General features: G+C 57.8%; 22 protein-coding genes. 17 read left to right on the top strand and 5 right to left on the bottom strand.

What is annotated here, in order from left to right:
• The 3 genes from BN1139_RS12150 (at position 1) to BN1139_RS12140 (ending at position 3631) form a co-directional block, all read left to right on the top strand.
• Positions 1-1245, top strand: a complete 1245-nt coding sequence (locus tag BN1139_RS12150) for an O-antigen ligase family protein (protein WP_005355655.1) — start codon at positions 1-3, stop codon at positions 1243-1245.
• A complete protein-coding gene (locus tag BN1139_RS21025; RefSeq protein WP_005355651.1) occupies positions 1220-2185 on the top strand; it encodes a glycosyltransferase family 2 protein in 966 nt (321 codons plus the stop codon). The genes BN1139_RS12150 and BN1139_RS21025 overlap by 26 nt, the downstream gene beginning before the upstream one ends.
• A 246-nt stretch (positions 2186-2431) precedes the next feature.
• The gene (locus BN1139_RS12140) at positions 2432-3631 is read left to right on the top strand and encodes a hypothetical protein (protein WP_005355649.1); all 1200 of its coding nucleotides are present in this window, start codon (positions 2432-2434) and stop codon (positions 3629-3631) included.
• Between the two features lie 43 nt (positions 3632-3674).
• Here BN1139_RS12140 and BN1139_RS12135 read toward each other — a convergent pair whose 3' ends face one another.
• On the bottom strand, positions 3675-4214 hold the full coding sequence (locus tag BN1139_RS12135; protein WP_005355646.1) for a hypothetical protein: 540 nt from the start codon (positions 4212-4214) through the stop codon (positions 3675-3677).
• A gap of 299 nt (positions 4215-4513) precedes the next feature.
• On the opposite strand from BN1139_RS12135, the gene BN1139_RS12130 reads away from it, so the two are divergent.
• The 6 genes from BN1139_RS12130 to BN1139_RS12105 all read left to right on the top strand — a co-directional run bounded on the left by BN1139_RS12130 (position 4514) and on the right by BN1139_RS12105 (position 9790).
• The gene (locus BN1139_RS12130) at positions 4514-5230 is read left to right on the top strand and encodes a substrate-binding periplasmic protein (RefSeq protein ID WP_005355644.1); all 717 of its coding nucleotides are present in this window, start codon (positions 4514-4516) and stop codon (positions 5228-5230) included.
• 60 nt (positions 5231-5290) lie between these two features.
• Positions 5291-6112: a helix-turn-helix transcriptional regulator gene (locus BN1139_RS12125; protein WP_005355642.1), complete on the top strand. Its 822-nt coding sequence runs from the start codon at positions 5291-5293 to the stop codon at positions 6110-6112.
• Positions 6113-6152: 40 nt separating this feature from the next.
• The gene (locus tag BN1139_RS12120) at positions 6153-6788 is read left to right on the top strand and encodes a LysE family translocator (protein ID WP_005355640.1); all 636 of its coding nucleotides are present in this window, start codon (positions 6153-6155) and stop codon (positions 6786-6788) included.
• Positions 6789-6845: 57 nt separating this feature from the next.
• The gene (locus BN1139_RS12115; RefSeq protein WP_005355639.1) at positions 6846-7976 is read left to right on the top strand and encodes an ABC transporter substrate-binding protein; all 1131 of its coding nucleotides are present in this window, start codon (positions 6846-6848) and stop codon (positions 7974-7976) included.
• Positions 7977-8366: 390 nt separating this feature from the next.
• A complete protein-coding gene (locus tag BN1139_RS12110) occupies positions 8367-9023 on the top strand; it encodes a DUF3313 domain-containing protein (protein ID WP_005355636.1) in 657 nt (218 codons plus the stop codon).
• A 254-nt stretch (positions 9024-9277) separates the two neighbouring features.
• Positions 9278-9790, top strand: a complete 513-nt coding sequence (locus BN1139_RS12105; protein WP_005355635.1) for a cupin domain-containing protein — start codon at positions 9278-9280, stop codon at positions 9788-9790.
• Between the two features lie 101 nt (positions 9791-9891).
• Here BN1139_RS12105 and BN1139_RS12100 read toward each other — a convergent pair whose 3' ends face one another.
• Complete coding sequence (locus BN1139_RS12100) at positions 9892-10392, bottom strand: DUF1993 domain-containing protein (protein WP_005355634.1); 501 nt, start codon at positions 10390-10392, stop codon at positions 9892-9894.
• Positions 10393-10703: 311 nt separating this feature from the next.
• On the opposite strand from BN1139_RS12100, the gene ydfZ reads away from it, so the two are divergent.
• The 3 genes from ydfZ (at position 10704) to BN1139_RS21020 (ending at position 11948) form a co-directional block, all read left to right on the top strand.
• Positions 10704-10901, top strand: a complete 198-nt coding sequence (gene ydfZ / locus BN1139_RS12095) for a putative selenium delivery protein YdfZ (RefSeq protein ID WP_005342516.1) — start codon at positions 10704-10706, stop codon at positions 10899-10901.
• Positions 10902-11162: 261 nt separating this feature from the next.
• A complete protein-coding gene (locus BN1139_RS12090; RefSeq protein WP_005355633.1) occupies positions 11163-11387 on the top strand; it encodes a hypothetical protein in 225 nt (74 codons plus the stop codon).
• A 207-nt stretch (positions 11388-11594) separates the two neighbouring features.
• Complete coding sequence (locus BN1139_RS21020; protein ID WP_178378294.1) at positions 11595-11948, top strand: hypothetical protein; 354 nt, start codon at positions 11595-11597, stop codon at positions 11946-11948.
• 134 nt (positions 11949-12082) lie between these two features.
• On the opposite strand, the gene uvrD is transcribed toward BN1139_RS21020, so the two are convergent.
• Positions 12083-14254: a DNA helicase II gene (gene uvrD / locus BN1139_RS12080; protein WP_005355629.1), complete on the bottom strand. Its 2172-nt coding sequence runs from the start codon at positions 14252-14254 to the stop codon at positions 12083-12085.
• A gap of 507 nt (positions 14255-14761) precedes the next feature.
• Between uvrD and BN1139_RS12075 the strand changes: the two genes are divergently transcribed.
• The 4 genes from BN1139_RS12075 (at position 14762) to BN1139_RS12060 (ending at position 19497) form a co-directional block, all read left to right on the top strand.
• A complete protein-coding gene (locus BN1139_RS12075; RefSeq protein ID WP_005340803.1) occupies positions 14762-15760 on the top strand; it encodes a BMP family lipoprotein in 999 nt (332 codons plus the stop codon).
• Between the two features lie 85 nt (positions 15761-15845).
• Positions 15846-17411, top strand: a complete 1566-nt coding sequence (locus BN1139_RS12070; RefSeq protein WP_005355628.1) for an ABC transporter ATP-binding protein — start codon at positions 15846-15848, stop codon at positions 17409-17411.
• Positions 17411-18529, top strand: coding sequence for an ABC transporter permease (locus BN1139_RS12065; RefSeq protein ID WP_005355626.1), 1119 nt, complete (start codon positions 17411-17413; stop codon positions 18527-18529). The genes BN1139_RS12070 and BN1139_RS12065 overlap by 1 nt, the downstream gene beginning before the upstream one ends.
• Positions 18530-18531: 2 nt before the next feature.
• Positions 18532-19497, top strand: a complete 966-nt coding sequence (locus tag BN1139_RS12060; protein WP_005355624.1) for an ABC transporter permease — start codon at positions 18532-18534, stop codon at positions 19495-19497.
• Between the two features lie 266 nt (positions 19498-19763).
• Here the strand turns inward: BN1139_RS12060 and BN1139_RS12055 are convergent, their stop codons facing one another.
• Positions 19764-21755 (bottom strand): bifunctional 2',3'-cyclic-nucleotide 2'-phosphodiesterase/3'-nucleotidase, encoded by a 1992-nt coding sequence (locus BN1139_RS12055; protein ID WP_005355601.1) that lies wholly within the window; start codon positions 21753-21755, stop codon positions 19764-19766.
• A 358-nt stretch (positions 21756-22113) separates the two neighbouring features.
• Between BN1139_RS12055 and BN1139_RS12050 the strand changes: the two genes are divergently transcribed.
• Complete coding sequence (locus tag BN1139_RS12050) at positions 22114-23055, top strand: hypothetical protein (RefSeq protein ID WP_005355598.1); 942 nt, start codon at positions 22114-22116, stop codon at positions 23053-23055.
• 80 nt (positions 23056-23135) lie between these two features.
• Here BN1139_RS12050 and mgtE read toward each other — a convergent pair whose 3' ends face one another.
• Entirely contained in the window at positions 23136-24560 is a 1425-nt protein-coding gene (mgtE, locus tag BN1139_RS12045; RefSeq protein WP_005355593.1) for a magnesium transporter, read from the bottom strand.
• Positions 24561-24568: the final 8 nt, after the last annotated feature.

The following is a 24568-nucleotide window of genomic DNA, read 5'->3' as shown; positions in this document are numbered from 1 at the left end:
ATGGCCATCTGCTCACCACTGATCATGCCTTTTCGCAGCCATCTGACTCATAACTTAGTACAAACATCAGCATTTTTTTTTGGTGCTCTTTGCTTGGCTATTCCTAGTGGTTATTCATATGGTCCAGTTTTATTATCAATAATGAGCCTGTTTGTTTTTTGGCGAGCTGATTATTGGTTAGCCATGTCACGAGAGGCGAAGATCCTTTTCTGGATATTTATTTTTTATTTTATGGTTCAGGCCATATCGATTTCCTTGGATAATGGTGCACTCAAAGAGCTAGACCGACCCAGTAGAGCCTTAATGGCGGCCATAATTTTACCGTTATTATCCAAACATCGAGTGCACCTCGTTTCCATCATGTCCGGATTCGCTTTGGGTGCTGTCATATCCGGTTTCATTGCAATATATGACAAGATATATATTGGCATGGAGCGTGCATTTGGTGATGGAATGCCTATTCAATCAGGAAATATAAGTATGACACTCGGTCTGTTTTGTCTGTGTGCATATTTTTGGCATAGAGAAAATAATGAGTACGTTTTTTCTAAAATTATGCTTGCGGCATGTCTGATGGGGATGTTGGGGAGTTTTCTATCTGGCACTAGAGGAGGATGGGTGCTGCTTCCGGTCATTATCACCACAATAGTTATGCATTATCAAAGATCAGGTCGTCGTTATTTTTTATGGGTGTTTACATGCATTGTTATTGGTGGTTTTGGTATTATTTCAACTCCTCAGACCGGAGTGTTAGACAGAATTAAAACAGCAAAAAGTGATATAGTTCAGTTCATTGATGGTGAGAATCCGGATACATCTTTAGGTATTAGATTTCAATTGTGGTCAAGTGCTTGGGATGCTTTTCAAAAAAAGCCAATATTTGGCTGGGGTAATAATGGTATTCGGCAGATACACAAGCAACAGTTAGAGCAGGGTAAAATTTCTGAGTTTATATATAACTTCAACTATCATGCTCACAATCAGTTTTTGGATGAGATGGCGAAACGTGGCATAATTGGATTGTTTGCACTTTGTTTAGTATATTTTTATCCGATATCAGTTTTTTATAAGTATAAAAAAAGTTTATCGATGAAGTATATTTTAATGGCTGTGGCATCGCTAACACTCATAGATTACAGTCTTTCCCAAGCATTTATTAGCCATAATTCTGGGATTGTATTTTTCTTTGTGTGTTTTTCATTATTAATTACTTCACTAAATGAAACAAATAAAGAAGAAGTGTAACAAGCTGGAAAGTCTTTTACTTGGGGGAGATATGATTTCAATAGTTTTATTGAACTACAACTCATCAATATACACTATTAAATGTATTGAGAGCCTGTTGCAAAGTGATTATCAAGATTTTGAAATTATTGTTGTTGATAATAGTTCATTATCTGCAGACGTTGAACTGTTAGCAGCAGGCTTAAATAAAATAAATTGCAATCATATTCGGCTCATAAAGAATAAAATAAATCATGGTTTCGCTATGGGGAATGTTATTGGCGCAAATAATGCTGTTGGTGACTATATTTTATTTTTAAATAATGATACAACAGTAGAAAAAAACGCTCTGAAAGAGTTGGTTTCCTACATGGAAAAAAATAATCAAGTGTCTCTTTCGATTCCGTCTATTTATGAAGTTGATGGTAGACGAACGGCATCATTTGCTTATCTACCAGGAATAATAAATTCTATTTTTGGTGATAAAGTATATTGTGCTATTAAAGGGCGTAGATTTCCTGATCGTAAGAAAGAGTACTGTGAGCCTATTTATGTTGAGATGGGTTCTGGGGCTGCAATGTGTTTTAGAAAAAGTGATTACTTTAAAGTTGGCGGCTTCGATAGCAACTATTTCTTATATTGTGAAGAAGAGGATATTTGTTTGAGGTTGCAGCGTGAGAATATGAAGGTGAGTTATGTACCATCTTCTAAAATAGTGCATCTTGGTGGTGGAAGTACGACAAGAAATATTAATATAGAAAAAGAATTTTACATATCGTTATTTTATTTTTTAAGCAAGAATTATTCTTGGCTTAGCGCATCAGTCATTAAGTTCAAGTTTATTTTAAAAGAACTGATACGTTGTGTCAGGTTCAGGGGCCGCTGGAGAGTACTTTTTTTTATGATCTGCTCGGCAAAGCTGGGGAATTCTATGAGGCATCACCAGAGGAACGTATGTTAATGTGGTAACTAGGTTGGTAAATGGCATGGCAAGATAGCTGTGTTAGTATTATAGACATGGAAAACTTGGTGGGTTATATATCCATTTTAAGTGGTTTTAATAAGCGTGTTGGAGATGTCCGTGTTAAGAAATAATTATAATTCAAAATCAAGTCACGGAGTTTTATGGGGGGGGGGGGTATTATTAGGTCTATTTTGTAGCGCATTGTTCTTATGCCACCAACTCCTCACCGGCGATCAGACCCAGATGCTCTACAAGGGTTACTTGGGGGCCTATGAGGGGGTCTGGCTCAGTTATGGCAATGCGGCGAGCGCGGTGGGCAATGTGCCGGGGAGTTTGTCGGCCTGGCTGATTGGCGGGCCGCTGCTGCTGTGGGATTCTCCCTATGCCCCCATGGTGTTGCTGCTGGCGATGCGGTTGGTCGGATTCCTGCTGTTTGATGCGGTGATCCGTCAGGTGTTTGATGACAGGGTGCGTCTGCTGTTTCTGGTGCTCTGCTGGCTCAACCCCTGGTTCCAGTACGAGAGTCTGCTCTACAACCCCTCCTATCTGTTCCTCTTCTCGGCCATGCACTGCTGGTCGGCCTGGCATATGCGCGAGCGGGCCTCCTTCTGGCACATGATCGTTCACCTGCTGGCCATCGGCATGGCGATGCAACTGCACTACTCCTGGCCGCTGCTGGCGGTAATGTCCACCTATCTGTTCTGGCGCCGTATTCTCAAGGTGAGCTGGAGCGGGGTGGTGGTGGCTACCCTGCTGATCGGTGCTTCCCTGATCCCCTACGCGATGGAAGTGATGAGCAACAGTCATATTACCCAGAACGTCGATCCCGAGGCGCGCCAGCGCTATATCGGCTGGGGGCTGGTGCACGTCTATCCGGTGCTGAAATCAGTGCTCTACTGGCTGCGTTACGGCTCCTGGCTGTTTGCCAGCAAGCTGGTCAACGATACCCAGTTCATCTGGCTGGCGGGGCACGAATATCTGCAGATGGCGGCAGTCTGGCTGTGGCGGGTGGTGATTTACGGGGTAGGCTCGGCGACTGTGCTGCTGGCGGCCAAGGCCAACTGGCAGCTGTGGCGTGAGCTCAAGCCGCGTCTGTTGCGTAGCGACCGCGCGCCAGTGGATGGTGAAAGCTGGCTCGGTCTCTATGCGCTGGCGGCGGTGCTGGCGGTGCTGGTGAGTGCGGCGCTCTCGCCCATCATCTTCAACTATTGGCACCTGATGCTGATCTTCCCCTACGCCCTGTTCCCGATCCTACTGTTGCTGGTGCGTTGGAGCCGTCGTTATCCGCTGTGGGTTGGCAAGGGGCTGCTGGCGGCCACCCTGTTCTGTACCGCTGTGAACCTGATCGCGGCGTGCGACAGCACCAAGTTCTCCTATCAGGCGGACTACAAAACCCAGGTGCTGGAGTATTTGCAAGAGATGAAGCTGCAACCCAAGCAGTGAGTCATCCACGGCCAGCTCCCCGATCTCGGTGGGCTGGCTGTCACTATTCGAAACGGTCCATATGGGCGAAGTTTTTGGCTTCGGCAACCCAACCCTCACGCCCCTGCTTGTCCCGAATTTTTACCCACCACTGGTTCTGCGGTGACCGGCCGTATCTGAGCTCTTTGCGCGCATAGTCATAATCGAGAATGTAGGTTTTGCCCTTGTACCAGAACAGGCTGTTGCCTTCGCCCAGTCCGCCGAGGATATAAAGCGTTTCCCCTGCCTTCATATTCAACAGCGGCCCTTTTCCCTCCTTGCTGTAGCCCAGCTTGACCGATCTGAGTATTTCGACGATCCCCGGTTGTTCGGTAATGACGACCCCGGTCAGCCCTTCCACCTGCTGGCCGCGGGGTAGCCGGAACAGCGCTTTGGCCGTCAGGGATGGCTCGGCTCTGACGATCACCTCTTGCTTGGTGGTCCATGTCTTATAGGTACAACCTTCAAACGGGCAGCGACCCCAGTCGTAATAGGGCAGGCGCGGCTTTTCATCAGAACTTACAGTCGCAGCAAACAACGACAACAACAGCAAAAACAGTCTCATGAATTTACCTGTCCGGCGGGGCGCTCACCCGCCGGTTTGATGAATGGGGCCGCACTATATCTCAAGAGACCCAAATCCATCAAAGCAGCGGAATTATTGATTTTCACCGCAATAAAACGGGGGCCCATTGGTCATGGGTGTAGGTGGCACAAGAGGTCGAAGCGCGGCATGAGCGGATAGCCCGCTCATTTGCCTTGTGCCATGCTGATGGCTATCAGGGCATCGGGTCGGCACCTATGGGCATCTCTCGTTCGGCTATGCGTTTGTTATTACTGCTATCGGCACTTCTTCTCCCTCTTATGACCATCAGCCAGGCCGTGGCGATCAACGCGCCACTGCTAGGATGCGTCTTCCAGCTGGCGCCGCTGGTCACCATCGATCAGCAGGGCGAGGTCTCCGGGCCGGTGATCGACTACTTTCGCCGTCATATCGAACCCGCGATCGGGCGCACCATCGAGTGGCAGGGGCTCAATGTGGCGCGGCTGCTCAGCAACCTCGAGAGCGGCGAGTGCGATCTGACCCCGCTGCTGAGTTACAGTCCCGAGCGTGCTCGTCACTTCCGCTATATAGACCCCCACCTGTTGCTGCTGCGGCCGGTGTTGGTGGTACTGGTGCCATCGCGGCTTCACTCGGTCGAACGGCAAGAAGATCTCTTCGGCACCACCATCGGCTGGTCGAGTCAGGCGATCGTGCCGCCGCTGTTGCAGCATCCGCAGATCCATATCGACACCCTCTCCCAGCTCAGCTGGGAGCATGGCAACATGCAGAAGTTGCTGCGCGGACGGATTGATGCCGCGCTCTTCTCCAACGATATTTCCGCCAACCATTTTCGCGCCAAACTTCCTGCGGCGACCCGCCTCATCTATCTGCCGGTCACCCCGCTGCAGGTGCATATCGTGCTGAACAAGTCGTTGGGGGATGGCAATTCCGAGCTGGTGCAACATATGCGTCAGATGGTGGAACGGGTGCCGCTCGCCTCTCTGGTGGAGCCAACCCCGCGGCTGTGGGGGCGTTGAGAGGGGCTTGCGTGCAATAATCTACAAGCCCAAGGCCCGTTTCTGGTGTATCTATAACCCATGAATACCACCGATTCCCTCATCCGCTACTGGCAATCCCCGCACCTGCCGGGGGTCGAGCTGTCACACTCCCACCACAGGGCGTTCAGCTACGGCCGCCATGTCCATCTCGACTACCATATCGGGCTGGTGCAGCGGGGTGGCCAGAAGTTTATCCACAAGGGGAACAGCCACCATCTGGTGCGCGGGGTGCTCTCTACCGTCAACCCGGATGAGGTGCACGACGGCCTCAGCCTGTTGCCGGAAGGGTACGAGGTACGGGTCTTCGCCATCGATCCGCAGCAGCTGGCGCTCTGGCTGCCGGAGCAGCCGGAACCCTTCTTCGACAAGGGATTGCAGAGCCGCCCCGACCTCTATCAGGGCTTTGCCCAGCTACACGGCTATCTCGACAACCCCAAGGCTGATGGCCTGCTGATCGAGAGCCAGCTGCTCGCCCTGCTGGGGGAGCTGCTGCATCTGGCCCCCGAGGTACACCAGTTGGCGGATCCCCAGTTGCGATTCCTGCGCGACTACCTGATGGCCGCCCTCGACGAGCCCCACTCGCTGGAAGAGCTGGCGGGGCTGCTCGGGCTCGACCGTTTCGCCTTCCTGCGCCAGTTCAAGAAGCGCAGCGGCATGACCCCCTACGCCTGGCTGAAACGGCTGCGGCTGGAGCAGGGCAAGCGGCTGCTGGCGAGCGGCATGGCGGTGAGCGAGGTGGCGTTGGCGGTCGGCTTCTTCGATCAGAGTCACTTCCACCACGGCTTTCGCCAGGCATTCGGTCTGACGCCCGCCGAATTTCGTGCCCAGATGCAATCTTTTACAAGCCACGCCCCCCGCTGATCCGCCATGCTGGCTCTCCGTCGTTAAAGCGAGAGTTGTTATGCTGACCAGTCTGTTCGTTACCCTCGGCCTGATGCACCTGATTGCACTGGCCAGCCCCGGCCCCGATTTCGCCCTGATCCTGCGCACCAGCCTGCACCGGCCGACTGCCCTTGGCGCGGCGCTGGGCATCTCGCTGGCGATCATGGTGCACGCCACCCTGAGCCTGACCGGGATCAGCATGCTGATTGCGAGCCATCCGCTGCTGTTTATGGTGATCAAGTGCTGCGGCGCCCTCTATCTGGGCTGGTTGGGGTGGGGGGCCCTGATGGCGGCTCGGCAGCAGAGCAGTCCCGTGATGGCCAGTGCCGCCAACGAGCTGCGCGGCTGGGGCAGGGGCGTGCGCACTGGCCTTGCCACCAATCTGCTCAACCCCAAGGCGCTGGTGTTCTTTATCGGTCTGTTGGCCGCCATGGTGACGCCAGAGGTGGATGGGATGACCCGCAGCCTGCTGGTGGGCGAGCTCTTCATCATCTCCCTCTGCTGGTTCGGGCTGCTGGCGTGGAGCCTCTCCACCGATCGTGCCCAGCGCCTGCTGCTGCGGGTGCAGCGGCCACTCAATCTGGTGACCGGCGTGCTGTTTGCGGTGGTCAGCCTCTCCATTCTGGTGAGCATGGGGGCCGAGCTGGTGGCCTGACGAGTGGGCGCATGGGCCTATACTCCAACAAGGTTTACCTGTCAGGAGTACCCGGCCATGCGTCTACTGCCTCTTTGCTGGTTGTTGGGGATGACCCCGGCGCTGGCGGCCCCGGTTCAGCTCAAATTGCTGGAGTGGGGCTATCTGCCTGCGGGTTATGAACAACAGTTTTCCGACTACGCCAAAGCCCATGGGGTGGAGGCGACGGTCAGCCGGATAGAGCCGCTGCTGACCGATTTCGACAGCGTCTACCGCGCCCTGCGCACCCGCAGCGCCGATGTGGTGCTGCCGACCAGCTACTTCTACAAGGCCCATCACCAGCCGCTGTTCAAGCTGCTGCTCCCCATCGATTTCAGCCGCCTGCAGCACTACCCCGAGGTGAAGCCCGCCCTCAAGAACACCGAGTATGACAAGCAGGGGGAGCGCAACTACTCGGTGCCCTTCTCCTACGCCATGTTCAGCCTCGCTTATGACAGCAAGCAGGTGCCGCAAGCGCCCACCAGTTGGCAGGTGCTCGCCAACAGCTCGCCGTCGGGCCAGTTTGCCGAGTTCTGCGACCAGTTCGAGCCGCTGCTCTTTTCGGTGCTGCTCTCCCTTGGCAAGTCGCCCGCCCTGTTTGCCAGCGGCGAGATGCTGGCCGACAAGACCTTGCAGCAAGAGGTGGAGCAGCAGCTCTCGCAGCGGCTGCGAGCCAGTCGCGGCTTCTGGTTCAATCAGGCCAACCGCTGCGAGGATCTGCGCCAGCAGACCTTTGCCACCACCTGGGGGCTGGAGCTGGTGGAGTGCAACAAGCAGAACGATCAGCAGTGGCGGATCGCCATGGTGCAGGAGGGGGCCATCTATGCCCTCGATGCGATCTCCATCGCTCGCCATGTCGGGGATGATCCTGCACGGCTCAAGGCCGCCTACCTGCTGGTGGATTTTCTGCTGAGCGCGCCGCTGCAACGCCAGATGCTGGTGGGCACGCCCACCATTTCGGCCAGCAATATTGCCTCCCGGCCACCCCTCAGCCCGCAGGAGCAGGCGGTGCTGCCGGATCGCCCGCTGCCGGAGTTTGACGAGCGACTGCTGGTGCCCGCGTTGCCCGCCCATATCAAGAATCGCTACAAACGGATGGTGCAGCAGGCGATCGTCGCCAGCGGCAAAGAGGGGCTGGTCAAGCAGTGCCCCTGGGATCTCGATAACTGATGAATGAGCCTGCCGCTTCTCCGGCGGCAGGCAAGTTTGCGCAAGATGGCTGATGATCGGTCATCGCCCGTTCCAGGGCATTTCCCCGTTCAACTCACGCCGCTCGTTGGCCCCCATCGTTTGAAAAAACTGCGCGCTTTCCGCAATCCCATTTAGCCGGATTAAACAACCGAACCCTCGCCAGATTGCCGTTCATACCCTGGCTGACCCTGTACAAAAGTGCCTCAATTGTGACAACTTGGATGTGAGCTGAACAATCCTGAGCTGTCCCTTGTGGGAAGGTGATGAATAGGTTATTTCTCTGTGACATTGGCGGCATCCGGCACGGGTTATCCAGCCATGTGGTGCGAAATCCACCGCAAAAACAAACAGTAAAATGCAGGAGCAAATATGAAAAAGGTCGTGATGGTTGCCGTGGCTGCGGCCCTGCTGGGTGGCTGCGCCGTCAAGAATCAGGTATCCCACAGCTTGCAGGCGATCCCGCTGACAGCCTTCCAGCAGAGCGAGAGCAACCCCAATCAGCGCGTCTACAAGGAGCCGGGTGTTGATCTGCGCCAATACAATGAGGTGCTGCTCGATCCGCTGCAGTTTATTCGTCAGGAGAACGGTCAGTGGTATCTGCTGACCGCCAATGAACAGAACCAGATTGGCCGCTACTACCACGACAAGTTCCAGAGCGAGCTGATCAAGCAGGGCGTAAAGATCGCCACCGCCCCCGGCCCGAAAGTGATGCGGATCCAGGCCGCTGTCACCAACTTCGACCTGACCCGCCCCGACCCCAAGCTGCGTGACCTGCTGCCGGCCAAGATCGCCATCAACGTCACCCGCGAAGTGATCGGCAAGGAGCCTTATCTGCTCAAGGTGGGCAGCATGGCCCAGCTGCTCGACTCCCGGAGCGGCAAGCTGCTGGTGCGGGTGATGGATGCCCGCGAGACTCCGGATACCACCCACAAGGATTCGCCCATCACCGCCGGGGAGATGGAGAAGATGATCGACCAGTGGGCGGCCAGCCGCGCCAAACAGCTGGCGGACAATCTGGGGAAATAAGAGCGGAAAATCAGCCTCAGAAAACCGGTGCAGACAGATCGAGTGAGGGAGCCAGCGGCTCCCTATTTTTGTCCGCACCGCTGCCGCTGGCATGGCCGTGCAGCCCTTGCCGAATGGGGAATCGACCCGTGGCCGAGTCCGCCTTTTCACCATCTGCTGCGAAGTGGGCCGACCGATTTCTGCTTTTCTCCCCCACATTTTGGCAGTTAGGATGACCCTTCCCGTGACTGCATCCTCATGGAAAAGGAACCGCTATGAATCGCCACCCCTGCATCAAACACTGGCGCGAGCTGCAAGAGCAGACGCCGCGCTACTACTCCGGCAGTCAGGAGCCCCTTTCTCGCGGCTGCGCCCTCGGCAAGCACTTCGGCTTTAGCCGCATCGGCATTCACCACGAGATAGTCGAACCCGGCCATCGCACCAGCTGGCCCCATGCCGAAAAGACCGAAGATGAGTTTGTTCACGTGCTGGAAGGGACGCCGGATGTCTGGCTCGATGGCGTGCTCTATCGGCTGCAACCGGGGGACTCGGTCGGTTTCAAGGCCGGTGACGGGCTGGCCCACGCCTTTATCAACAACACCGAAGAGACTGTCCGGCTGCTCTGCATCGGTAACACGGATCGGGAGGACAACCGCATCCACTACGCCGTGCATCCTGAGCGCAATATAACCCTCGGCAAGCTGCGCTGGGATGACGTACCCGAGCGTGAGCTGGGGGATCACGACGGCCTGCCCGACAAGCTGCGCGAGAGCAACGGCCCCTTCTAGGGCGCAGCCTTTCTGCGCACCAGCCCTGCACCACCCGATATAAAAAAGCCTGCCGCGTGGCAGGCTTTTGCTATCTGTTTGTCGCCTGTGGCGAGCGGCGCTTATTGCATATTGAGCCCGCCCAGATAGTCGCGCTTGCCGAGATCGACCCCGGCGCGGCGCAGCAGGGCGTAGGCCATGGTGAGGTGGAAGTAAAAGTTGGGAATGCCGTACTCATGGACGCAGGTATGGCCATCCATCCCCTTGCCGCCCGCCCAGTGGGGCACGTAACGGCCGCTGGCATACTGGCTGTAGTCTGCGTCCAGCTTGCCTTGCAGATAGCTGATGGTCTTGCCGAGATGGGCGCGCAGGTCCGCCATGGTTTTGGGGTCATCCCCCAGCACCGGCAGCTCGCTGTGGCTGGCGGTGGCGACCACGGCGCGGGCCGAATCGCAGCAGATCAGCACCTGCTTGGACAGCGGCAGCATATCGACGATCAGCCGCTCGCCGAAGAAGTTCTCCACGTTGAACTGCTTCGCCGCGGCGTGGGCTTCGGCCTTGGCCAGACAGTGGTCGAGGTTGGTCAGCATCTTGATGAACTGGACGGTGATATCGCGATTCATGAGCACTCTCCATCTTGTTGAAACAGCGTCCCGCGTGCGCGGCCACGGTGAATGAGACTGGCTAATCGACCACCAATATACCCCAACCGCTGCCGGGTTCGAGCCCGTGGAGACAAAAAGGGCAGGGCGGCGCTACTTCGCGCGACAACCGCTGGCCAAGGGGTTCTGCTCGCTTTTTGAGCCTGCGAGTCCCTTATCGCCCCTTTTTTGATCTGTGACATAAATCACCTTTTTTCAGGGGCGTAGGCTGAATGCCGTTGTCCTGGACAGACGCCTGCGCATTCGCCAGGACACAAGAAAAGGAGAATGAGATGAAGATCTATGACCGTAACCGCAATGTGCTGAACCTGGGTCAGCGCGTGATGATTGCCGCCACCGGCGCAGTCGACTTTCTGAAAGAGGCCCACACCGACAATATGACCCCCTATCAGGCGGAGCATGAGAAGTGTGTGCTGCTGGCAAACTCCGGTGAGCGCTACGCCCCCATCGAGTTGATTAGACTAGGCTGATCCCTTTCCCTGTCACCCTACTCTTTACAATTCACCCGACCGCCGAGCCCATCTGGCGGCCGGGTTTCTGATTTCCTCCTACCTGTTTTGCCCACTCGTCTAACGAATCGCTGCAAGCCGCTTTGAGTCGCCTTGTAGGTTCGATTAGCGAAGCGTAATCGGACGATCGCGCAATGGAACATCCGCACCATCACGGTCCGCAAGCCGATCGATGTGAGGCAAGGCTATGCTTGGCTTTTCGGTCTCGATGAGGGGAAAGGGATGGCCAATTGGCGGCGGGCATGGTGGCCCGGAGGAACCTGGTTCTTCACCGTCAACCTGCTGGAGCGGCGCAACAACCGGTTGCTGGTGGAGCAGATCGACCTGCTGCGCCGCAGTGTTGCCAAGGTGCAACAGGCTCACCTCCAGGATCGCGCTGGTTGTTTCCTGAGCAAAGGTTTTTTCGAGTCAGCGCGCTACTTAGCCTCTTTGTCACCTCGGTTTTAGAACGAGTTCCTGTCATAGGTGTTATGTGTGCCGAGCAATGACTTGCTCAGGAAGGTGGGTGTCCCAGATTTCTCCAGATTTCCTTCTAAGATTTAGACGGCCGCAGGTCGTTTTTGAGGAGTTACTGAATGCGGCCTGATGATTGAACTGGCGTTGTACTTCGGTGCTGAATCCACGGCTATCCTAATACACTTGAGGATCATCCTAATGAAGATATTTATGGTTACTATATTATTGCTTTCATTTTGCACTAGCTTTTCTTATGCAAATGATAGGGACTTAGATAATGACGGCCAATGGGATTATAACCGTGGCGGCACGGATCGAGATTTAGACAACGATGGGCAATGGGATCAATTAGCGGGTGGTACAGATCGAGACCTAGATAATGATGGTCAGTGGGATCAATCTTCAGGTGGCTCAGATCGAGACCTAGATAATGATGGTCAGTGGGATCAATCTTCAGGTGGCACTGATCGTGACCTCGATAACGATGGTCAATGGGATTACAACCGAGGTGGTACAGATCGTGATCTGGATAATGATGGTCAATGGGATTAGTATTCCTTGCCGGTTGCCCGTAGGTTCGAATAGCGAAGCGTATTCGGACGATCGCGTGATTAATATGTCGCGATAACGGATATAAAAACCAACCCGGCCTAAGCCGGGTTGGTTGCATCAAAAGGCAGGAAAAATCAAAGCGCTTCCAGTCTGGCATACGCCGTCACCAGCCACTTGGCGCCGACGTCGTCGAACTGGATCTGCACCCGGCTCTGCTGGCCGACCCCTTCGAAGTTGAGTACCACCCCTTCCCCGAATTTCGGATGGAGCACCCGCTGGCCGAGCTTGATGCCGCTGGCGTCGAAGCTCTGCTGCACCTCGTTCTGGCTAAAGCGGCCGTACTGGGTGGGGCGGCTCACCTGGGTGCGCAGCCGGATCTCTTCCAGACACTCGGCGGGCATCTCGCGGATAAAGCGGCTCGGCTTGTGGAACATCTCGCGGCCGTAGATGCGGCGGCTCTCGGCATAACAGATGTAGAGCTTCTCCATGGCGCGGGTCATGCCGACGTAACAGAGGCGGCGCTCCTCCTCCAGCCGGCCCGACTCCTCGGTCGATTGCTGGCTGGGGAACATCCCTTCTTCGACGCCGACCAGCAGCACCAGCGGGAACTCCAGCCCCTTGGCGCTGTGCAATGTCATCAGCTGCACCGCATCGGCATATTCGTCCGCCTGATTCTCGCCGGACTCCAGCGCCGCGTGGGCGAGGAAGGCGGAGAGATCGCTCATATCTTCCAGCTCGTCCGGGCGCTGGTACTGGCGGCAGGCGGTGACCAGTTCGTCCAGGTTCTCTACCCGTGCCTGGGATTTCTCGCCCTTTTCCGCCAGATACATCGCCTTGAGGCCGGAGTTCTGGATGGCGATATCCGCCTGCTGGTGCAGCGGCAGCAGGGAGACCTGTTCCTCCAGCGCGTCGATGAGATCCACAAAGCCGCGCACCGCGTTGCCGGCGCGACCGGTCAGCACCTTGTCGTTGAGCAGCGCCTTGGCCGATTGCCACAGGTTGAGCCCCTGATCGCGGGCGTTGCCGCGCAGGATCTCGAGGGTGCGATCGCCGATGCCGCGGGTCGGGGTGTTGACCACCCGCTCGAAGCTGGCGTCGTCGCCGCGATTGTTGATAAGGCGCAGGTAGGCCATGGCGTCTTTGATTTCCTGGCGCTCGAAGAAGCGCAGGCCGCCGTAGATGCGATACGGCATGGCGTCCTGCATCAGCGCCTCTTCCAGCACCCGCGACTGGGCGTTGGAGCGATAGAGGATGGCGCAGTCGGCCAGGAGGCCGCCCTTTTCCTTCCAATCCTTGAGACGGCCGACCACGAAGCGCGCTTCGTCCACCTCGTTGAAGGCGGCGTAGAGCGAAATCGGCTCGCCCTCGGCCCCTTCGGTCCACAGCTCCTTGCCAAGGCGCTCGGCGTTGTTGGCGATGACGCTGTTGGCGGCTTTGAGGATATTGGCGGTGGAGCGGTAGTTCTGTTCGAGGCGGATGGTCTCGGCGCCCTGATAGTCGGTCAGGAAGCGCTGGATGTTCTCGATCTTGGCGCCGCGCCAGCCGTAGATGGACTGGTCATCGTCGCCGACGATCATCACCTTGCCGCTGTTGCCCGCCAGCATTCGCAGCCAGGCGTACTGGATGCCGTTGGTATCCTGAAACTCGTCCACCAGGATGTTCTGGAAGCGGTCGCGGTAGTGCTCGAGGATGTGCGGCTTGTTGAGCCACAGCTCGTGGGCGCGCAGCAGCAGCTCGGCAAAGTCCACCAGACCGGAGCGATCGCAGGTCTCCTGATAGGTCTCGTAGATCTGCTGATAGGTGCGGGTGACGGGGTCGCCGTAGAGGTCGATGTCGCCGGGGCGCAAGCCCTCATCTTTCTTGCCGTTGATGTAGCCCATCACGGCGCGCGGGGCCCAGTGCTTCTCGTCGAGGTTGAGCGCCTTGAGCACCCGGCGGATCAGCCGGTACTGGTCATCGGAGTCGAGGATCTGGAAATCCTGCGGCAGCCCCGCATCCAGATGGTGGGCCCGCAGCAAACGGTGGGCGATGCCGTGGAAGGTGCCGATCCACATGCCGCGCACGCCGTCGCCGATCACCTTCTCGACCCGGCCGCGCATCTCGGCCGCCGCCTTGTTGGTAAAGGTGACCGCGATGATGGAGAAGGGTGAACAGCGTTCCACCTGCATCAGCCAGGCGATACGGTGCACCAGCACCCGGGTCTTGCCCGAACCGGCACCGGCCAGCACCAGCAGGTTGCTGCGGGGCGCCGCAACGGCATCTCTTTGCTTGTCGTTGAGCCCGTCGAGCAGGGTTGAAACGTCCATCACCACTCCTGTTTATTTATACAGGCGGGGATTATACGGCCATCCCCCTGCCAGACCAAATCCAAACTCGGGGGGGAGGGGCGAGATGGGCGCTTGCGGGGGCGCCGATGCGGCCAATTTTGGCTAGCACAGAAAGAAGAGGGGGCTGAGGTTCCCAGCTGTAGCCAACTCTTGCTCGCGCGGTTTGTGGGGATTTTGCGAGCCGGATCACGGGCTTGCCGGGGGGCTGGATGAATAACAGGGGAAAACGGTTTACAGTAACTTGCTGAACAATAAGAGAAATGTCGTTTGGGTCTTTTGGTTGTTAGCATAAAAAACTGAAAAGTAGCTAAAAAACAACTGCTTATAAGGTTATTTGCTTAGAATTCAAACCGTTAACGCAAACGTTTTTCCCTTATCATTTGCTTGACCCGCATCGGGGCTGACTTAGAGTAAGCCTGCGTGCTAGATAGCCTGCTCTGACAGGCAAGCAAGTTCCCTCACTTAATAACAATCAAGGATACGATCGTGACTAAAGTGCTCAAGCTGGCCACCGTGGCCTCCCTCACTCTCGCTGCTCTCTCTGCTCAGGCTGCTTCCGAGCCAGCCGTCATTTATGACACAGCGGGCAAGTATGACAAATCATTCAACGAAGCCGTGTTCCGTAACGGCGTCGAGCTCTACAACAAGGACAAGGGCGTCAAGGTCAAAGAGTTTGAACCCCAGAACGAAGCCCAGCGCGAGCAGGGTCTGCGTCGTCTGGCCAGCCGTGGCAACGGCCCGATCGTGGCGGTCGGTTTCAACATGGGTTCTGCGGTAGAGAAGGTTGCGACCGAGTTCCCGAAAACCCAGTTCACCATCATCGACATGGTGGTCGACAAGCCGAACGTCCAGTCCGTCATCTTCAAGGAGCATGAAGGTTCCTTCCTGGTGGGCGCGCTGGCTGCCATCGCTTCCAAGAGCGGCAAGGTCGGCTTCGTGGGCGGCATGGATATCCCGCTGATCCGCAAATTCCAGTGCGGTTACGAGCAGGGTGCCAAGTTCGTCAATCCGAAGATCGAAGTGTTCCAGAACATGGCGGGCTCTACCCCGGCCGCGTTTGCTGACCCGGCCAAAGGTGCCGAGCTGGCCAAGTCCCAGTTCGCCAAAGGCGCTGACGTGGTTTACGCCGCAGCTGGCGGTACCGGTATCGGTGTCTATCAGGCAGCCAAGGACAGCGGCAAGTTCGCCATCGGTGTGGATTCCAACCAGAACCACCTGCAACCGGGCACCATGCTGACCTCCATGGTCAAGTCTGTGGGTCTGGCCGCTTACCAGACTTGGGATGACGCTGCCAAAGGCGAGTGGAAGCCGGGTATCAAGAACCTGGGTCTGGCCGAAGGCGGTGTGGATTGGGCACTCGACAAGGACAACGAGAAGCTGATCACCCCGGAAATGAAAGCCAAGGTGGATGCCATCAAGGCTGAAATCATCGCTGGCAAGGTCAAGGTTCATGACTATATGAGCGATAACACCTGCAAATACTAATTAGATAGCTGCTACGACTCTCAACGCACCACCGGCCCGCACGGGCCGGTTTTTAGTCTTATTTCATGAAACGCAGGGCTGCATCATGGACCAGACAGATCGCTATGCCATCGAATTAAGAGGTATCGATAAGCGGTTCGGCGAAGTGTACGCCAACAAGCTGATCGACCTTAAGGTTCGCAAAGGCAGTATCCACGGCATTGTCGGCGAAAATGGCGCCGGTAAGTCCACCCTGATGAGCATCATTTATGGTTTCTACCATGCCGACAAAGGCGAGATGCTGATCGACGGGAATCCTTTCAAACCCCATGGCTCACAAGATGCGATTGCCGCAGGGGTGGGCATGGTTCACCAGCACTTCATGCTGGTCAACAACTTCACCGTATTGGAAAACGTCATCCTCGGCGCTGAGAACGGCTGGCACCTTCAGCAGAGCGTGGCGTCAGCCGAAAAGTTGCTTGGCGAACTGGCGCGGGATTATGGCCTCGACGTGCCGCTGCACGAGAAGGTTGAAGATCTGCCGGTTGGCTTGCAACAGCGGGTCGAAATTCTCAAGGCGCTCTATCGCGGCGCCCGCATCCTGATCCTCGACGAGCCGACCGGGGTACTGACCCCGCAAGAGGCGGATCACCTGTTCGAGGTGCTGAAAAAGCTGCGGGATCAGGGGGCGACCATCATCCTTATCACCCACAAGCTGCGGGAGATCCTGGCCATTACCGATCAGGTCTCCATCATGCGCCGTGGCGAGATGGTGGCACACGTCGCCACCAAGGATACCGACAAGGAGCAGCTGGCCGAGCTGATGGTGGGCCGCAAGGTACGCCTCAAGGTCGACAAGGGGCCAACCCAGCCCGGTGAAGCCAAGTTGAAGATCGAAGGGCTCAGCTACTTCGACGCCAGCAAGGTGGAGCGGGTCAAATCGGTCAGCTTCGAGGTGCGGGCCGGTGAAGTGGTCGGCATCGCCGGGGTCTCCGGCAACGGCCAGTCCGAACTGCTCAGTCTGCTTGGCGGCATTCTCAAGCCGAGCAAGGGCAGCTTCACCATCAGCAGCCGCAGCGGCGTGCACAAAGTGAGCGCTGAGCACCCGGCCGATCCCGAACTGGTGCGCAACTACGGCCTCGGCCATGTGCCGGAAGATCGCCACAAGATGGGGTTGATCAACCGCTTCGAGGCGAAAGAGGCCTTCATTCTCGGTTATCACCGCCGCCCGCAATACAACAAGGGTTGGCTGCAGAACAAGGAGGCGATCCAGCAGGATTGTCAGGCCAAGATGGAGAAGTGGGATGTGCGCCCGCCCCATCCCGATCACAAGACCGCCAACTTCTCCGGTGGCAACCAGCAGAAGCTGGTGATCGCCCGTGAAGTGGAGCAGGACCCGGATGTGCTGTTGATCGGCCAGCCGACCCGCGGGGTCGACATCGGCGCCATCGAGTATATCCACCAGCAGATCATCGCCATGCGTGACAAGGGCAAGGCCGTCTTGCTGGTCTCGGTGGAGCTGGACGAGATCATGAGCCTTGCAGACCGGATTCTGGTGATTGCCGATGGTCGCATCGTCGGCGAGCTGGATGGTGCCAAGGCGGATGAGCGCACCATTGGTCTGATGATGGCGAATATCGTTCCCGATGACGTTGCCAAGGAGGCCCACTGATGAGCCAAGTACGTATTCCTGCCTGGGTCTCCGTAGGCGTCTTGTCTGCGGTCAACATCCTGCTGGCCTTCCTGGTGTCGGCCATTCTGTTCTACTACCTCGACATCAACCCGGTCGATGCCGCCAAGATCATGTGGTACGGCGCGTTCGGCACAGGTGAAGGGGTCGGCTTCACCCTCTACTACGCAACCGGCTTTATCTTTACCGGTCTGTCGGTGGCGGTCGCCTTCCACGCCGGTCTGTTCAACATCGGTGGTGAAGGTCAGGCCTATATCGGCGGTCTCGGTGTGGGTCTGGTCTGTCTGATGCTCGGCGATGTGCTGCCGTTTGCCCTGCTGTTGCCGCTCTCCATCATTGCCGGTGGTCTGTTCGGTGCGGCCTGGGCCTTTATTCCGGCTTGGCTGCAAGCCAAGCGCGGTAGTCACATCGTGATCACCACCATCATGTTCAACTTCATCGCCGCCTCGCTGATGGCCTATCTGCTGGTGGAGGTGTTCAAGCCGCCCGGCTCGATGGCGACCGAGAGCAAGGTGTTTGCCGAAGCAAGCTGGCTGCCCAAGATGAGCGGGCTGGCCAACCTGTTCGGGATGGAGATCCCCAACAGTCCGCTCAATATCAGCTTCTTCTGGGCGCTGATCTGTGCGGCGCTGGTGTGGGTCTTTATCTGGCACACCCGCTGGGGTTACGAGATCCGTTCGGTCGGCGCCAGCCAAAGTGCCTCCGCCTACGCCGGTATCTCCTATCCCAAGGTAGTGATCCTGGCCATGGTCATCTCCGGCATTCTGTCGGGCTTCTTTGCCCTCAACGTACTGCAGGGTGAGTTGCACCAGATCAAGCTCAACTTCGTGGAAGGGTTCGGCTTCACCGGTATCGCGGTGGCGCTGATGGGGCGCAACCACCCGGTCGGTGTCATCATCGCCAGCCTGCTGTTCGGTTTCCTCTATCAGGGGGGCGCCGAGCTCAGCTTCGAGTTCGGTGTCGACCGCAACATCGTAGTGGTGTTGCAGGGTCTGGTGATCCTGTTCTGTGGCGCCCTTGAGCACATGATGCGTCCGCGCATCGAGCAGCTCTATCTGGCGTTTGCCAACCGCTCAGCCGCGCAAGCTAAAGGAGTCTGATCATGTTTGAAATTCTGATCCTGATGCTGGATGCGACCATCCGTACTGCGCCGCCGCTCATTTTGGCCGCCATGGCGGGCATGTTCTGCGAGCGCTCCGGGGTGGTCAACATCGCGCTGGAAGGCAAACTGCTGGCGGCGGCGTTCGCCAGTGGTGCGGCGGCGGCGGTCTCCGGTTCTGCCTGGGTAGGTCTGGGTGCCGGGGTGGGTGTCTCCATCCTGTTTGCCCTGATGCACGGCTTTGCCACCATCACCCACCGCGGTGATCAGGTGGTGAGCGGTATGGCCATCAACATTCTGGCGGCCGGTCTGACCGTGACGCTGGGCCGTTACTGGTTCGATCAGGGTGGCCAGACGCCGGCGCTCTCCGGTGATGCCCGTTTCGCCCCCATCGATCTGCCCTATGCCAAGGAGCTGTGGGATGTGCCGGTGATCGGCCAGCTCTACAGCGAGCTGCTGAGCGGCCACTCCCTGCTGGAGTACGTGGCGTTTGCCTGCGTGCCGCTGGCCTGGTGGGTGATGTTCCGTACCCGCTTCGGTTTGCGTCTGCGGGCGGTGGGTGAGGCGCCCGCAGCGGTCGATACCGCCGGTATCTCTGTGGTGCGGATGCGCTACATCGCGCTCCTTATCGGCGGCCTGCTGGCCGGTATCGGTGGCACCTATCTGGCGGTGGCCCAGACGGCCCAGTTCATCCCCAACATGAGTGCGGGCAAGGGCTTTATGGCGCTGGCGGCGCTGGTGTTCGGCAAGTGGCGCCCCTGGAATGCCATGGCAGCCTGTCTGTTGTTCGGCTTCCTCGATGCGGTCGCCATCCGGCTGCAAGGGGTCAGCATCGGCGGCTTCGCCATTCCGGTGCAGGCCATCGAGGCACTGCCCTACATCCTGACCGTGTTCCTGCTGGCCGGCTTTATCGGCCGTGCGGTGGCGCCGAAGGCGCTCGGCACCCCCTATGTGAAGGAACGGGAGTAGCGCCCTCTATCGCGATACTCCCGACTACACAGATAACAGCAGGCCCACTTCGGTGGGCCTGTTTTTTTATGGGCGGGATGGGACAGATCAGTCGGGATCTGGATGGTGTGATAGAGGGAGGCGATGGCGTGAAGGGATAAAGGGGCTGCGTGAGTTGCTGCGGGGAGCGGCTGGCTTACAGGTGCATATCCCGCTGCCAGTACCATTAAAAACCCCCTCGTATCAGGAGGGGGTTGCAGAGGTTATTGCCGGATTAACCCTGAGGTTCAGGGTGCCAGCACCAGCTTGTAGACGCCAAAGCCGGGGTGTTTGGCATCGGTGGGTGGCAGGGTCTCCACATAGTTCAGCTTGCCACCGGTCAGGGCTTGCGCCTCGCTGCGTGGCGAGCTGTAGATGCGCAGATCCAGATTGGCGGGCAGGGGGGCCAGCTGCCAGTTGTTGTCTGCCGGGGGCTCGAAACCGGCCGGATTCTTCTCTGCCAGATCCTTGAGGTATTCGGAGAGCACTTCGCGGGTTTCGAACTGATCTTCATGGACGATCACCTTGGCGTTGATGCCCGGGAAGTTGCCACCACCGCTGGCGCGGTAGTTGTTGGTCACCACGTAGAACATCTGGGCCGGGTCGATCGCCTTGCCCTGATAGGTGAGGTTGGTGATGCGATAGCTGTCGCTCACCTTGTTGCCATCCACATCGTAACGGGTGGGTTTGGTCACATCGACCTGATAGTTCACCCCGTCGATCACGTCGAAGTTGTAGGTGCGGTACTTCTCGTTCACCAGCCACTGGGTAGCGGTGCTGGCGGCATCGATCTTGTTGAACTGGACGGCACTCTTCTCCAGCCACTCCTGTACGGTCGCGCCATTGATGGCGACCACCTGCAGGGTGTTGGGGTAGACATAGAGGTCGGCCACGTTGCGCAGGGAGATATCGCCAGCCGGTACATAGGTGAAGTCGGTCGGGCCGTTGCGACCGCCACGGAATGGCGCGGCGGCGGAGAGGATGGGCCATTTCTCCTTGAGCTGACCATCCTGTTGCAGCTTCTTGGCATGCCACAGCTGGGCGTCGCTGACGATCTGGATGGAGGGATCATCCTGCACCAGCGCGAAGAAGCTGTGGATCGGCTTGGTGATCTTGCTGAGGGGCTCGTCCAGCCACTGGTTGGCCTGCTCGTGCTCGGCAATGACCTGATCGACTACCGCCTGATCTTCGGTGCCGGTGGCGCTGCTGTCGATTTTGCGCAGCTGGGACTGGCTGGAGGCCACTTCCCAGCGACCCTCTTTCCAGGTCATGTGCAGGTCGATGATGCCGAGGTGGTTGCCCCAGACGCCCGGCATCACGGTCGGTACCCCCGCCAGGGTGCCTTTCTCGTTGTCCACGTCGGTCATGTTGGGGTAGTCGCCCGGGAAGGTGCGGTGGGCGTGACCCAGCAGCAGGGCATCGACCCCCTTTACCTTGGCCAGCGGCAGGGCGGCGTTCTCCATCATGGGTTCGCGCGGGTCACCTATGATGCCGGTGTGAGCCACGACCACGACGATGTCAGCGCCCTTGGCGCGGATTTCGGGTACATAGTGCTCGGCGGTCTCGACCATATCGGCCACCACCACCTTGCCTTCCAGATTGCGCTTGTCCCACTGGGTGATCTGGGGCGGAGTCAGGCCCAGCACACCGACCTTGATGGTCTGGGTATTGCCGTTGGCATCCTTCACCTGACGATCCAGCACCACATAGGGTTTGAACTTCTGCTTGCTCCAGTCGATGGTGCCCTTGCCATCACGGCTGAAGGCATCGGCCTGGAAGACGTTGGCGTTGATGTAGGGGTAGTTGGCCCCTTTCAGGGTCTCGGAGAGGAAGTCGAGACCGAAGTTGAATTCGTGGTTGCCCAGGTTGCCGACATCATAGCTCATGGTGTTGAGCGCCTTGATGGCGGGGTGGGTCTGCTTGCTCAGCCACTGCTGTTTGACCTGCTGGTCGTGGATATAGTCGGCCAGCGGGGTGCCCTGGATCAGGTCGCCGTTGTCGATCAGCAAGTTGTTGGCGTTCTCTTCGCGGGCTTTGCGGATCAGCACAGCGGTGCGGGCGAAGCCCAGCGAGGCATCCGGCTTGTTCTGGTAGTAGTCGTAACTCAGCAGGTTGGAGTGGATATCAGAGGTTTCGATCAGCCGCAGGGTGAGATCACCGGGGGCCTGAGAGTTGTTGTCATCACAGCCGGACAGCAAAAAGATAACTGCCACCGCGCTCAGTTTGAGGGTGGTTTTCATTGTTGGATTCTCTTGTTATGGGTATGCCAGCGTGGTGCATTCTATCGACAGCAAAAGAATCCGATTGTGAGCAGGCTGGCAATTCGGGCTAATTACTCTCTTGTTAATAGAGTTATGGCTCTGATTTTCATCTGTTTTTTGTCTTTCTTCAGGGCCGCTACTTTCGCTGCTTTTCCGCCGTGAGTCACCCTGTAGTCACCGTTGTGCGGTCGGAGCAAGCTGCGCGGCTTGCCGCTCCTGCGAGGCTGTAATGGTTGGTTACAGATCTCCATTCGACTGATAGATGACCTTTCCCTTAAATTCAGCGGCGATTGATTGCATCTAAAAATTACAAAGCGACAGCAAGGAATAAAACCTCATGAAAATGCACAACAAAGCGCTGCTGGCCATCGCCTGCGCTGCGGCCCTGTCTGCCTGTGACAGCGAAAAAGCTGCCAACAGCATTGCCAAGCGGGTGCCACTGGCCCTGCCGGAGGCGGGTCTTTACCAAGCGAATCTGATGAGCCGCGACGGCGACAAGGCGACGCCGCGCATGATCAAGGAGCTGGATGGTCTGGCGCTGGTCTACCCGAAGGGTGAAACCGTGCAGCACTGGGGTGTCTGGGTGGATCATCAGGTGGGCAAGGTCGAGACCAACAGCCAGTGGCTGGGTCAGGCTGACCAGAAAGCCGACAAAGACGGGATCTACCCGGTGCAGTTGATCCGCAACAGCGAACGGCTCGGCACCAGCACGGCGCTCAGCTCGGTGACCAACGACCACAACCTCATCACCTTCCAGGATCAGCCGGTCATTGATCTGCAGGGCAAGGAGAGCAAGCGCTGGGTTTTTGATTTCACCCGAACTGGCACCAAGTTCTCCGACAACTCCCCCATCTATTCCGGTTTCAGTGGTCATGTGGCGGTGACGGCCCTGACCACCAAAGCGGTGACCACGGCCAGCTGGAGTGCCACGGGCAGCGATGGCTTCAGCAGCGACATGGTGGGCAAGGTGGATACCACCAACAACGGCGGCAAGCTGACGGTGGCGATCGAGTTTCCGGCGGCAGGTTGTACGCTGGTGGGCGAGGGGAGTGCGACGGCCGGGTTGAGCAAGCTGACCATGACCGGGTTTGGCAAGTGCAACTTCAAGCAATCCGCTGCCGCCACGCCGATCGAAAACCTCTGGAATGCTGCTCTGGCCCGGGCGATGGATAACCGCGTCGCCTATGTCACCACCTATACCACGGATGCCAAAAAAGAGGCGCTGGTCATCGGCTTCCCCGACACCAATGGCTTGCTGATCACCGCTGACAAGCGATAAGCAGCTAACGGCAGGGGTGGGCAAACGCGCCTGAAACAACAAGGGAGCCAGTGGCTCCCTTGTTGTTTTCAACGCATGGTTTACAGCAGGAACAGGGTCGCCAGCCCGAGGAAGATAAAGAAGCCGCCGGTGTCGGTGATGGCGGTGATCATCACGCTGGCTCCCACCGCCGGGTCGCGGCCGAGGCGGGTCATGGTCATGGGGATAATGACCCCCATCAGCGCCGCCACCAGCAGGTTGAGCATCATGGCGAGCGTCATCACGGCGCCGAGCGCCGCATCCTGATAGAGCAGATAGGTGGCAATGCCCATGGTGCCGCCCCACACCAGCCCGTTGATAAAGGCGACGCCGAGTTCCCGCAGCAACAGGAAGGAGAGGTTGCCCGCCTGAATGTGCTGCAGTGCTAGCGCCCGCACTATCATGGTGATGGTCTGGTTGCCGGTGTTGCCGCCGATCCCAGCGACGATGGGCATCAGCGCCGCCAGTGCTACCAGCTGCGAGATGGTGTGCTCGAACAGGCCGATCACCCGCGAGGCGACAAAGGCGGTGCAGAGGTTGATGGCAAGCCAGGCCCAGCGGGTCTTGACCGCCTTGGAGACGGGCGCGAATACGTCTTCATCCTCGCTGATACCCCCCATCCGGCGCAGGTCGGTGTCACTCTCCTCATAGACCAGATCCACCACCTCTTCGACGGTGAGGCGGCCCATCAGCTTGCCTTTGCCATCCACCACGGCGGCGGAGAGCAGGTCATCCCGTTCAAAGGTGCGGGCGGCCGCTTCGTCGTTATCCTCCGGATCGAAGGTGACCGGATCCCGCTCCATCACGTCGCTCACCAGGGTGGCGGGCTTGTGCAGCAGTACTGTGGTGAGGGCCAGCTCCCCCAGCAGGTGGTTGCGCCGGTCGATGACGAACAGCTTGTCGGTGTTGGCGGGGATCTTGCCGCGCAGGCGCAGATAGCGCTGGACGGTGGCGAGCGTCACCTCGGGGCGGATGGTGATGATCTCGAAATCCATCATGGCGCCGACGGTGTGCTTGCCGTAGCGGATCACCTCCCGCACCCGATCCCGCTCGGCGGGGGCCATATAGGTGAGCAGCCGCCCCATCAGGTTGCGTGGCAGGTACTGGCCCAGATAGATCTGGTCGTCGATATCCAGGGTGCGCAGGGCGTGCAGCAGCTCCTTGTCGCTCATCCCGCTGATGAGGCTGTCCCACACCGTCTCCGACGCCTCGACCAGGATCTGGCCGCGCTTCTCCTCCTCCACCAGCGCCCACAGGGCATGACGCTCATCGGGCGGCAGCGACTCCAGCGCATCGGCGACGTCGGCGGCGGGCAACCCGTTGACCAGCGTGGTGAGTTCGCTGGTCTGATCGCGCTGCTCGGCATCCTGCACCACCTGCGGATCGAGCAGGCTGTCGGTGAGGGCATCATCGCGCAGCAGCAGGGTGAGAATGCGGGATCTGTCATCCGCGCGCTGCCGGGCGCTGTTCTTGATGGGAAGAGACATGGGATGAA

Source organism: Aeromonas veronii bv. veronii (assembly GCF_000820225.1).
GTDB classification, from domain to species: Bacteria; Pseudomonadota; Gammaproteobacteria; order Enterobacterales; family Aeromonadaceae; genus Aeromonas; species Aeromonas veronii.
This window is presented reverse-complemented; position numbering and strand designations above follow the sequence as displayed.

Bases quoted from the DNA above. Each gene is read 5' to 3' on its own strand.
- BN1139_RS12115 (WP_005355639.1), top strand. From the start codon at position 6,846: ATGCGTCTACTGCCTCTTTGCTGGTTGTTGGGGATGACCCCGGCGCTG.
- BN1139_RS12140 (WP_005355649.1), top strand. From the start codon at position 2,432: ATGCTCTACAAGGGTTACTTGGGGGCCTATGAGGGGGTCTGGCTCAGT.
- BN1139_RS12100 (WP_005355634.1), bottom strand. From the start codon at position 10,392: ATGAATCGCGATATCACCGTCCAGTTCATCAAGATGCTGACCAACCTC.
- BN1139_RS12125 (WP_005355642.1), top strand. From the start codon at position 5,291: ATGAATACCACCGATTCCCTCATCCGCTACTGGCAATCCCCGCACCTG.
- BN1139_RS12120 (WP_005355640.1), top strand. From the start codon at position 6,153: ATGCTGACCAGTCTGTTCGTTACCCTCGGCCTGATGCACCTGATTGCA.
- mgtE (WP_005355593.1), bottom strand. From the start codon at position 24,560: ATGTCTCTTCCCATCAAGAACAGCGCCCGGCAGCGCGCGGATGACAGA.
- BN1139_RS21025 (WP_005355651.1), top strand. From the start codon at position 1,220: ATGAAACAAATAAAGAAGAAGTGTAACAAGCTGGAAAGTCTTTTACTT.
- BN1139_RS12055 (WP_005355601.1), bottom strand. From the start codon at position 21,755: ATGAAAACCACCCTCAAACTGAGCGCGGTGGCAGTTATCTTTTTGCTG.
- BN1139_RS12090 (WP_005355633.1), top strand. From the start codon at position 11,163: ATGGCCAATTGGCGGCGGGCATGGTGGCCCGGAGGAACCTGGTTCTTC.
- BN1139_RS12065 (WP_005355626.1), top strand. From the start codon at position 17,411: ATGAGCCAAGTACGTATTCCTGCCTGGGTCTCCGTAGGCGTCTTGTCT.
- uvrD (WP_005355629.1), bottom strand. From the start codon at position 14,254: ATGGACGTTTCAACCCTGCTCGACGGGCTCAACGACAAGCAAAGAGAT.
- BN1139_RS12060 (WP_005355624.1), top strand. From the start codon at position 18,532: ATGTTTGAAATTCTGATCCTGATGCTGGATGCGACCATCCGTACTGCG.
- BN1139_RS21020 (WP_178378294.1), top strand. From the start codon at position 11,595: ATGAAGATATTTATGGTTACTATATTATTGCTTTCATTTTGCACTAGC.
- BN1139_RS12050 (WP_005355598.1), top strand. From the start codon at position 22,114: ATGAAAATGCACAACAAAGCGCTGCTGGCCATCGCCTGCGCTGCGGCC.
- BN1139_RS12130 (WP_005355644.1), top strand. From the start codon at position 4,514: ATGACCATCAGCCAGGCCGTGGCGATCAACGCGCCACTGCTAGGATGC.
- BN1139_RS12135 (WP_005355646.1), bottom strand. From the start codon at position 4,214: ATGAGACTGTTTTTGCTGTTGTTGTCGTTGTTTGCTGCGACTGTAAGT.
- BN1139_RS12150 (WP_005355655.1), top strand. From the start codon at position 1: ATGGCCATCTGCTCACCACTGATCATGCCTTTTCGCAGCCATCTGACT.
- BN1139_RS12105 (WP_005355635.1), top strand. From the start codon at position 9,278: ATGAATCGCCACCCCTGCATCAAACACTGGCGCGAGCTGCAAGAGCAG.
- ydfZ (WP_005342516.1), top strand. From the start codon at position 10,704: ATGAAGATCTATGACCGTAACCGCAATGTGCTGAACCTGGGTCAGCGC.
- BN1139_RS12070 (WP_005355628.1), top strand. From the start codon at position 15,846: ATGGACCAGACAGATCGCTATGCCATCGAATTAAGAGGTATCGATAAG.
- BN1139_RS12110 (WP_005355636.1), top strand. From the start codon at position 8,367: ATGAAAAAGGTCGTGATGGTTGCCGTGGCTGCGGCCCTGCTGGGTGGC.